Source organism: uncultured Blautia sp. (assembly GCF_902497045.1).
GTDB lineage: Bacteria > Bacillota > Clostridia > Lachnospirales > Lachnospiraceae > Blautia_A.
This window is the reverse complement of sequence record NZ_CABVDF010000092.1, coordinates 1-10,172: the sequence shown is the minus strand read 5'-3', so window position 1 is coordinate 10,172 and position 10,172 is coordinate 1. Positions and strand designations below refer to the sequence as shown.

Here is a 10,172-nt window from a genome sequence, read left to right as displayed (position 1 = left end):
TAACGAGCCCGTGAAATAATCTCTGTAAATTCAACACTATAAAGGTCTTCTATGATAAAATATTAAAATCATAGGAGGCCTTTTATTATGGCAAACAGAAAAAAAGAAGTTTACAAACCAAAACCAATGACCGAAGGAAAAAGAAATCTTATTCAGGGATTACTTCAGGAGTACGATATCCAGTCTGCTGAGGATATTCAGGATGCCTTAAAAGATCTACTTTCCGGAACAATTCAAGATATGCTTGAAACAGAAATGGATGACCATCTTGGCTATAATCGTTATGAAAGATCCGGTGAGCCTAACTACCGTAATGGTACGAAATCCAAGATTGTTCGTAGTAAATATGGTGAATTTCAGGTAGATGTACCTCAGGATCGTCAGAGTTCATTTGAGCCACAGGTGCTTCCGAAACGTCAAAAAGACATTTCTTCGATTGATGACAAGATTATCTCCATGTATGCAAAGGGAATGACTTCGTCAGTGGATGCCATATTTTTGCGCTCAAATTTATAATCATTGGAGGATAGACGGAATAAGTAATTGATCTTTTCCGTTTCCAGAAAATCAATAAATTCCATGGATGGATACCCCCTGTCAAAAATGACTAATACAGGCGGTTTGATATTCATGCGCTTTAAATGATCCAGGTTTTTCTTGGCAAGCTCTGTCTCACTGGTAGAAATATGTGAAATCTCGATATCCAAGTAAAATTGATTCAAAATGTCGTACATACCACTTACAAGTGCTCGTATCTGCCCAAGTTCTGAATGCTGATTATTACTTTTTCCAAAGCGTTCTCTGTTCTCCGCTGAATTCGGTACTTCTGCCTTACTTCCATCTATGGCCAGTAACAAAAATCCGTTCCAAAGTTTTTGCTCAGAGGAATGATAGAAATCAGCCAGATATTCATCATTCAAATAAGAAAACACTTCAGGATTCAGCCGTTTTCGTTGTTGTAAATACCCTTGTTTCGATATTTCCATGTAAAGATCACCCTTTTGTTTAAAATAATTTCTCAGTTCCAATGCAGTAGTAAGCCCTTTTTTAGAAAGACAGCACAGTAAAATATCTTTTAAGGACATCTTTCTATTTCGAGAAAAAGTATTACTGCCCATTTTTCTTGCATGCACTGCTAAATTAGGATCTGATAGTTTCTCAGAAAGTTTTTGGATTCTTTCAATATAACTTCCTCTCATATACACCCCTGCCTAAACTTTACCATAAATAAAAGAACCTGCCTATCTCTAAGCAGATTCTCTTAAGTTTATGATGTTGGGCTAAGCCGGTGGTCGTGATTTATCAGGAAAGTGGGACATTCTGTACTAACTGTTGAAACAGGGGATTTATTTGTCAGACGGCATGTGATATACTTTATAAGAAAGGCAATTACGGGAATGAATTTCAATGCAGCAGTGGCATTATATCCTGAGTGAGATAATTTAACAGGATTTTTAGGACAATAAGTGGGAATCCTCGGCAATTCAATTACCGAGATGAAAGCGCAGGCTATAATACAGGTGAAAAAAGTATATGAAATTTGAATTTGATAATGTGTTCTGTCAGATGATGGAAAAATGTCAGCTGGATACAGTGGTCCTTCTTGGACATATCAATCCTGACGGAGATGCATCCGGGTCGGTAATGGGGACAGCCCATTATATACATGCAGTATACCCGCAGTATAAGGTATATCCCTATCTGGAGGATACACTGGATAAGGGGCCGAAGAAAATGGTAACAAAAGATTCCGTGTTTGATCCGTTTATGTTTCCGGAAGAAGAGAGATACGCAGTGATCGTTTGTGACACTGCAATTTTAAAAAGGCTGGCAGGACGGGAAATATATGAAAATGCCGAAGCGTCTATAGTGATCGATCATCATGCATCGAATGAAGGGTATGGCGATGTGAATTACACCAGAGTTTCAGAGGCCTGTGCAGAAAATGTCTATGAGATACTGAACTGGAACAAATGGAAGAATGCTGTAAATGAAGAAAAACAACTTCATCCCAATGCAGCAGATTATGTTTATATGGGAATCCTTCATGATACAGGAAGTTTTGCCAGAGTTGGGGAATCTACCTTCCAGGCGGCAGCAGAACTGCTTAAACTTGGGGTGGATCATGAATACGTAATGCAGACAATGCATAATGATACTGTGTATGATCTGCAGAAACGTGGATATCTTTTCTCGAAGGTACAGAGAGCTGTGGATAACCAGGCCGCTTTTGTGATCGTGGATCGGGAAATGATTGAGAAAAAGGGGATTTCTTATGAGGACATTCATTCGGTCAGTGAATGTTTGCGGGACTGCGAAGATGTAAAACTGGGTTTTACTATGTATGAGGAAGAGCCGGGGCGTTTTCGATGTTCTTTCCGTTCAGATGGAAAATGGATAAACGTGAATGAACTTCTGGCACCGTTTGGCGGAGGCGGACATGCCGGTTCCGCAGGGGTACGGAAGCGTACGGAGGATCCCGGTGAATTTCTGAATCTGATCCTTCAGAGAATAGAGGAAATGAAAAATGATAAGAAAAATGAAAAATATGGATCTGGATGCTGTTATGAAGATCTGGCTGGATTCCAATAAGCAGGCTCATGATTTTGTGCCGAAAGAATACTGGGAAAATCATTTTGAAGAGGTAAGGTCTATATTGCCGGAAGCAGAAGTGTATGTGTATGAGTCAGAAGGCGAAATTCAGGGATTCACAGGTCTGATGGAAGACTATATTGCAGGGATATTTGTGGCAGAAAAATTTCGTTCAAAAGGAATTGGGAAACTTTTGATGAAGTATATGAAAGGGAAAAAACAGAAACTCAGGCTTTCTGTGTATGTAAAAAATCAGGCAGCTGTAAGGTTTTATCAGAGGGAGGATTTTCAGATCCGGACAGAAAATATAGATGAGGCTGCCGGTGAAGCGGAATATGAAATGATATGGGAAAGATAGGGCTTGTATTCTTCTTTTTTCTGTGATATAGTCAGAAAAGAATAAAAGAAAGGCGCGTAAGCGTAGGTGAGGAAATGTTCAGATAATCAAATTTGGTAAAAACAAACATGGAAGTGATACCTGGAAACAGGTCTGTTTGTGCATGCCGGATTTGATGAATGAATGTTTGCGAACCGTTAATGATATAAGGGTTCTGTTTGCATTTGTCTGTTTTCGGCTGCGAAAACAGACATTTTTTAATGCACAGGAGGAATGTATGTTACAGATCAAAAACTTAACGCTTACGCATAAGTATGACCTCAGAGTGATACTGAAAGATTTTCATCTGGTATTGAATCCAGGAGATAAGGCAGTTATCATTGGAGAAGAAGGAAATGGAAAATCTACATTATTAAAATGGATTTTTCAGCCGGAGCTGGCCGGAGATTATATGGAGGCAGAAGGAGAACGAATCGTTCATGGTGAAAAGCTGGGCTATCTGCCTCAGGAACTTCCGGAGGAAGACAGGGAAAAAACAATCTATGAATTTCTTTGTGAGGAGGAAATGTTCTGGGAGACGGATCCCCGGGAGCTGGCAGATATTGCGTCAAAGATGGGGCTGAAAGCTGATTTTTTTTACAGAGATCAGAAGATGCAGATGCTTTCCGGGGGAGAGAAAGTAAAAGTTCAGATGGCAAAATTACTTGTGGGAAAACCGTCAGTATTTCTGCTGGATGAGCCTTCAAATGATATTGATACTCTGGAATGGCTGGAAAAGCTGATACAGGAAACCCCGCAGGCAGTGCTTTTTATTTCTCATGATGAAACGCTGATCGAAAATACTGCAAATATGGTGATCCATCTGGAACAGATCTGCCGCAAAACAAAAAGTCGTTATACGGTAGTGCATACGGGCTATAGAGAATATCTGGAAAGCAGAAATCTGAATTTTGAAAATCAAAAACGAAAGGCATTGAACGACCGTAGGGAAGAAAAAAAGAGACAGGAAAAATTTAACAGGATCCGGGAAAAAGTACAGAATGATCTGAATTCAGTTTCTCGTCAGGATCCCCATTCAGGCTATCTTCTGAAGAAAAAAATGCGGGCAGTAAAGTCTATGGAACGTCGTTTTGACCGCGAGGCAGAAGAGATGGAAAGACTGCCGGAGGAAGAAGAGGCAATTTTTTTTCGGATGAAGGACGTAAGCTTTCCGTCAGGAAAAACTCTTCTGGAATATAAGCTGGATAGCCTGGAAACTCCTGACGGAGCCGTACTTGCAAAGAATCTGCAGCTTACAGTCAAAGGACCGGAAAAGGTCTGTATCATTGGGGAAAACGGATCCGGAAAGACGACTTTTCTGAGAAAGATCGCAGAACAGCTGATGGACAGAAAAGATATCCATGCCATGTATATGCCGCAGAATTATGAGGAAATGCTGGAGCTTTCCATGACGCCGGCAGAGTATCTTTCCGAGAATGGAGACAGGGAGGAGCAGACCTGGATCCGTACCTGTCTGGGCGCTTTGAAGTACACAGCAGAGGAGATGGATCATGCAATCTCAGAGCTGTCCGGCGGGCAGAAAGCAAAGATACTTCTTTTAAAAATGAGCTTATCAGGAGCAGATGTGCTGATCCTTGACGAGCCTACCAGAAATTTTTCGCCGCTGTCCAATCCGGTTATCCGTGAGATTCTGGCGGAATATCAGGGGGCAGTAATCAGTATTTCTCATGACAGGAAATATATCCGTGAGGTATGTGAAACTGTGTACCAGATGACAGAAAACGGACTTGTCAGGATTCGATAGATTATCCGGGAAGCAGTTTTGAAGAAATGATTAAAAAATCCTATTGAGGAGGAGAAGATGAAAAACCAATACAATAAAACAATTACAGCCTGCTTTGTGGGATATATCGTGCAGGCGATCATCAATAACTTTGTCCCACTTTTATTTCTGACTTTTCAGAGAACTTATGACATTCCGTTGTCTCAGATCACATTGCTGGTGACCTTTAATTTTGGCGTACAGCTCCTGGTGGATCTTCTTGCTATTGGATTTGTGGACAGGATCGGATATCGTGTATCTATGGTAATGGCTCATGTACTTTCTGCTGCAGGACTGATTCTCCTGACCATACTTCCGGAGCTTTTTTCTTCACCTTTTGCGGGAATTCTGATTTCTGTTATGGTGTATGCAGTAGGAGGAGGGCTTTTAGAGGTTCTGGTAAGTCCTGTAGTAGAAGCCTGCCCTTCTGATAACAAAGAAAAGGCCATGAGTATGCTTCATTCTTTTTACTGCTGGGGACATGTGGGTGTAGTACTGCTTTCTACTGTATTCTTTCGGGCAGCAGGTATTGAAAACTGGAAGATCATGGCAATTGTGTGGGCTGTGATCCCCATCTGCAATGCATTTGCTTTTACCAGAGTTCCTATGGCTTCTTTGATGGAGGAAGGGGAAAGCGGTCTTAGCCTGAAAGAACTTTTTGCTTCAAAAATATTCTGGGTGCTTCTGCTTATGATGGTATGTGCAGGAGCAAGTGAGCAGGCGGTAAGCCAATGGGCATCTACATTTGCGGAAAAAGGTCTGGAGATATCCAAGACAGCAGGAGACTTGGCCGGTCCTATGGCGTTTGCTGTTCTAATGGGGGCAGCCAGAGCCTTTTATGGAAAATATGGAGACAGGATACAATTGGATCACTTTATGATCTGGAGCAGTATTCTCTGTATTTTATCCTATCTGGGGATTGCGCTTTTTCCGTCACCTGTTCTCAGCCTGGCAGCCTGCGCAGTCTGCGGCCTTTCTGTGGGGATCATGTGGCCGGGAAGCTTCAGCAAAGCAGCGGCAGCCCTTCCAAAAGGAGGAACTGCCATGTTTGCGCTGCTGGCTCTGGGAGGAGATCTGGGATGTTCCGGAGGTCCTACCGTTGTAGGAGCCGTATCCAGTGCTATGGGTGAAAATCTGAAAATGGGTATCCTGGCAGCAATTGTATTTCCAGCACTTTTATTGACTGGAATCCTGGTCTGCGGTAGAATGAAAAAAGAATAAAGAACAAAATAAAATGTCTGGAAACAGGCATTTTATTTTTATAAAGGAGAAAAGAAAATTATGGCAAAAATAAGGATTATTAAGAAGAACGATGAGTACAGTTCCGAATATGAAGTAGGAGACATTTTTGAGATCCAGGGGAGCTGGTACGGAGGTGTTCATATTTCCGGCAGAACCGGAATTCCGATATCCCTTGACAAAGAGGAATATGTGGAGCTGAATACAGAACCGAAAGCTCCTCCGGTAACAGATGCGGCAGCAAAAAGAGATATCCGCCCGGGAGATATCGTGCAGCACTTTAAAAGAGAATGGGTGGATAAAAATACTTCAGAATATCTTTATAAGGTTCTTGCCTTTGCAGAGCATACAGAAACAGGAGAAAGACTGGTGATCTATCAGGGAATGTATGCCCCCTTTAAGATCTGCGCGCGGCCCTTTGAGATGTTTATGAGCCAGGTGGATCGGGAGAAGTATCCGGATGTGAAGCAGAAGTGGAGATTTGAGAGGGTGTAAAAGCATCCTTTCCCCTCTAAAATCTCTTGTTCACAATATCACTTTAATGTGATATAATAATTGCGATTATTTTTTAGGAGGGGAAAGCAGTGAAAGAAAGAGAAACTTTTGGTTCGAGACTTGGGTTTATCCTGGTGTCTGCAGGGTGCGCCATTGGTCTTGGAAATGTATGGAAATTTCCATATATGGCAGGTCAATACGGAGGGGCAGCATTTGTCCTGATTTATCTGGCATTTCTTGTGGTGCTAGGGCTTCCGATTCTTGTCAGCGAGTTTGCTGTAGGCCGCGCCAGCAGAAAAAGTACAGCAAAAGCATTTCATGAACTGGAACCACAGGGATCTAATTTCCATAAATACAGCTACATGGGAATGATTGGCAATTACATGCTGATGATGTTTTATACCATGGTTGCAGGATGGACCATGTATTATTGCTATGTAATGGCAACAGGAAAGCTTGCAGGTGCTGACACAGAGCATGTGACAGAGTTCTTTGGAAATTTTCAGCAGTCCACAGGCACGATGACCTTTTGGATGATACTGGCAGTTCTTTTGGCATTTGGAATTTGTTCTTTGGGTCTTCAGAATGGTGTAGAAAGAATCACCAAGGTTATGATGTTATGCCTTCTGGCATTGATTGTAGTGCTGGCAGTTCATTCAGCGACGCTGGACGGCGCTATGGAAGGAATTAAATTTTATCTGGTACCGAACTTTGAGAATATAAAAAGGGCAGGTATCGGAAATGTTATTTTTGGTGCCATGTCTCAGGCATTTTTTACGTTGAGTATTGGAATTGGCGCCATGGAAATTTTTGGAAGCTACATGAAAAAGGATCTGACTCTTGCAGGAGAGAGCCTGAACATCCTTGTTCTGGATACATTTGTTGCGTTAATGGCAGGTATGATCATTATTCCGGCATGCTTTGCTTTTGGCGTGGAACCGGGAGCCGGTCCGGGTCTGGTGTTTATTACGCTTCCCAATGTATTTAATCAGATGATGGGCGGAAGAATCTGGGGAGCCTTGTTCTTTCTGTTCATGTCATTTGCTGCACTGTCCACAGTAATTGCGGTATTTGAAAATATTCTGTCGTTTGCCATTGATTTGTGGGGATGGACACGTAAAAAAGCAGTAATGGTCAATATCGTGCTTGTGATTATATTGTCTATGCCGGCAGTTCTGGGATTTGGTCCATGGTCAGGAATTCAGATTCTGGGTGAAGGAACCAATATCATGGATCTTGAAGATTTTATTGTGTCTAATAATATTCTTCCTCTTGGTTCTGTGCTGTTTGTATTGTTTTGTGCATCTAAAAATGGCTGGGGCTGGGAAAACTTCCTGAAGGAAGCCAACACCGGAAAGGGAGTGAAGTTCCCAAAAGGAATACGCCCGTATATGATGATCGTGCTTCCGGTAGTAGTTTCTATTATTTACCTGAAAGGTTATTATGATATGTTCAAACCTAAGGGAATGACATACTTTGTTCCCTGGATGGCTGTTGGTGTAGCGATGCTTGCTCTTGTAGGCTGGATCGCATTTGGACATAGTAAGAACAAAAAAGACAGGAGCTGACAGACATGATAGCAGAAAAAATGATTCCATTTGTACAGAATAATTCTGCAATCCGTACGATGTTTGAGGAGGGAAACCGTCTGAAGAAAAAATACGGAGCAGATAAGGTATTTGATTTCAGTCTGGGAAATCCCAGCGTTCCGGCGCCGGACTGTGTGAGGGAAGCAATCATCGATCTGGCGAACAGTGAGGATCCTGCGGTGCTTCATGGTTATATGAACAATGCAGGCTTTGAGGATGTAAGAGAAGTAATTGCACAGTCTTTGAACCGCCGCTTTGGAACTTCTTTTTCTGCAAAGAATCTGATCATGACAGTAGGAGCTGCAAGCGGACTGAATGTTATTTTGAAAACAATCCTGAATCCAGGAGAGGAAGTGATTGTTTTTGCACCGTATTTTCTGGAATATGGAGCATATGTGAAAAATTATGACGGCAGGCTTGTAGAGATTTCACCAGATACAGATACGTTTCAGCCAAATCTTCAGGAACTAAAAGAGAAGATCACTGCCAATACCAGAGCGGTGATCGTAAATACGCCTCATAATCCAACAGGAGTCGTTTATTCGGAGGAGACAATCCGGGAACTGGCTGCTGTTCTGGAGGCAAAGCAGAGAGAATACGGGAATGTGATCTATCTGATTTCGGATGAGCCTTACCGGGAACTGGCCTATGATGGTGTAAAAGTGCCCTATCTGACTAAATATTATAAGAATACAGTAGTAGGCTATTCTTATAGTAAATCTTTGTCTCTTCCCGGAGAGAGAATTGGATATCTGGTGATTCCGGATGAGTTGGAGGACAGTGGGACAGTAATCGCTGCAGCCGGGATTGCAAACCGTATTCTTGGAAGTGTAAATGCACCTTCATTAATGCAAAAAGTGATTGCCCGCTGCGTGGATGCTGAGGTAGATGTGGCAGCCTATGACAGAAACCGTCTTGATCTTTATAATGGACTGATGGAATGTGGATTTCAGTGTATCAAACCGCAGGGTGCCTTTTATCTTTTTGTAAAATCTCCGGTTCCAGATGAAAAAGCATTTTGTGAGGCAGGTAAGAAATATAATATTCTTATGGTTCCGGGAAGTTCCTTTGCATGTCCGGGATATGTAAGACTTGCTTATTGTGTTTCCCATGAGACAATTCTTCATTCGCTGCCGGAATTCAGAAAGCTGGCAGCAGAATATGGTCTTAGTGCAAAATAAAATACTGTTCTGATATGGAGAAAAGTACAAAGCGGATCGATTCCTTAAATGATATAAGGAATTGATCCGCTTTTTGTGGTGAATTTGTTTAAATTTTATCAATCTTCTTTCGGATCTTCAGCATTTTCTGATCCAGAGAACGGATCACAGAGGCGCACTGCTGGAGCTCTTCGTCAATTAACTGTGCGTCTTTTTTTCCTCTTTTGTATCGAAGCTGGTGATCCAGATTTGCCCAGTAATCCATAGCTGCAGTCCGAAGCTGCAGTTCGATTTTTATCCATTGGATATCATCCTGTTGAGGAATAGCAGCTTCCAGGATCAGATGCAGGCTCTGATAGCCTGATTTTTTTGGCTCTTTAATATAATCTTTAGTCTTGATGATGCGGATATCTTTCTGTCTTCCTAATAATTCCGCAACCTGATAAATGTCATCCATATAAGCGCAGACAGCCCGTACACCGATCAGATCGTTTATTTTTTCCAGTGCAAGATCAAAATTCAGTTCCAGACCTTTTTTCTGCATTTTTTTGTATACACTGTCAAATTCTTTGAGGCGTCCGGTTTGTGACTGGATTACATTTCGTCCATATTTCATGGTGAGTATGGTATTTATGATATCAAGCTTTGTCTGCATCAGACTGATGGCGCATTTTCCTTTCATCTGAAATTCGCTTCCGTTCAGCAGATACTTAAATTGTTCTTTTTTCTTCAATCTTTGTCTTTCTTCTTCAATCTGTGTATAAATAGTTTTCTGATCGTTTCTTACTGCAATGCAACTGATCATGATTTTACGCTCCTTATGATAAATAGAAAAAAAGCTTCTGTTAATCCTGGGTTAAATTTTATGGAAAAGCCCCGTATTATACAGACATTTATTTATTTTGGGGTCACATCAATTAAGATATGCGGAAGAAAGG

At 41.6% G+C, this 10,172-nt stretch carries 9 protein-coding genes and 1 pseudogene; 8 read left to right on the top strand and 2 right to left on the bottom strand.

What is annotated here, in order from left to right; translation table 11 throughout:
- Nucleotides 1-87: 87 nt before the first annotated feature.
- A pseudogene (locus RDS42_RS08210) lies at nucleotides 88-480 on the top strand (transposase); the annotation flags it as partial.
- Here the strand turns inward: RDS42_RS08210 and RDS42_RS08205 are convergent.
- Entirely contained in the window at nucleotides 417-986 is a 570-nt protein-coding gene (locus tag RDS42_RS08205) for a transposase (protein ID WP_308783223.1), read from the bottom strand. The pseudogene RDS42_RS08210 and the gene RDS42_RS08205 sit on opposite strands and share 64 nt — an antisense overlap.
- A gap of 547 nt (nucleotides 987-1,533) precedes the next feature.
- Here RDS42_RS08205 and RDS42_RS08200 point away from each other — a divergent pair.
- The 7 genes from RDS42_RS08200 (at nucleotide 1,534) to RDS42_RS08170 (ending at nucleotide 9,255) form a co-directional block, all read left to right on the top strand.
- A complete protein-coding gene (locus RDS42_RS08200) occupies nucleotides 1,534-2,592 on the top strand; it encodes a DHH family phosphoesterase (RefSeq protein WP_308783222.1) in 1,059 nt (352 codons plus the stop codon).
- The gene (locus tag RDS42_RS08195) at nucleotides 2,528-2,950 is read left to right on the top strand and encodes a GNAT family N-acetyltransferase (protein ID WP_308783221.1); all 423 of its coding nucleotides are present in this window, start codon (nucleotides 2,528-2,530) and stop codon (nucleotides 2,948-2,950) included. Before RDS42_RS08200 ends, RDS42_RS08195 begins: the two co-directional genes overlap by 65 nt.
- 256 nt (nucleotides 2,951-3,206) lie before the next feature.
- Complete coding sequence (locus tag RDS42_RS08190; RefSeq protein WP_308783220.1) at nucleotides 3,207-4,733, top strand: ATP-binding cassette domain-containing protein; 1,527 nt, start codon at nucleotides 3,207-3,209, stop codon at nucleotides 4,731-4,733.
- 57 nt (nucleotides 4,734-4,790) lie between these two features.
- Nucleotides 4,791-5,972 carry an MFS transporter gene (locus RDS42_RS08185; RefSeq protein ID WP_308783219.1) on the top strand — a complete coding sequence of 394 codons (1,182 nt, stop codon included), beginning with the start codon at nucleotides 4,791-4,793 and terminating at the stop codon, nucleotides 5,970-5,972.
- 60 nt (nucleotides 5,973-6,032) lie between these two features.
- The gene (locus tag RDS42_RS08180; protein ID WP_308783218.1) at nucleotides 6,033-6,485 is read left to right on the top strand and encodes a DUF1653 domain-containing protein; all 453 of its coding nucleotides are present in this window, start codon (nucleotides 6,033-6,035) and stop codon (nucleotides 6,483-6,485) included.
- 89 nt (nucleotides 6,486-6,574) lie between these two features.
- Complete coding sequence (locus RDS42_RS08175) at nucleotides 6,575-8,053, top strand: sodium-dependent transporter (protein WP_308783217.1); 1,479 nt, start codon at nucleotides 6,575-6,577, stop codon at nucleotides 8,051-8,053.
- Between the two features lie 5 nt (nucleotides 8,054-8,058).
- Nucleotides 8,059-9,255: a pyridoxal phosphate-dependent aminotransferase gene (locus tag RDS42_RS08170; protein WP_308783216.1), complete on the top strand. Its 1,197-nt coding sequence runs from the start codon at nucleotides 8,059-8,061 to the stop codon at nucleotides 9,253-9,255.
- Nucleotides 9,256-9,343: 88 nt separating this feature from the next.
- Here the strand turns inward: RDS42_RS08170 and RDS42_RS08165 are convergent, their stop codons facing one another.
- Nucleotides 9,344-10,039, bottom strand: a complete 696-nt coding sequence (locus RDS42_RS08165) for a GTP pyrophosphokinase (RefSeq protein ID WP_308783215.1) — start codon at nucleotides 10,037-10,039, stop codon at nucleotides 9,344-9,346.
- Between the last annotated feature and the right edge of the window lie 133 nt (nucleotides 10,040-10,172).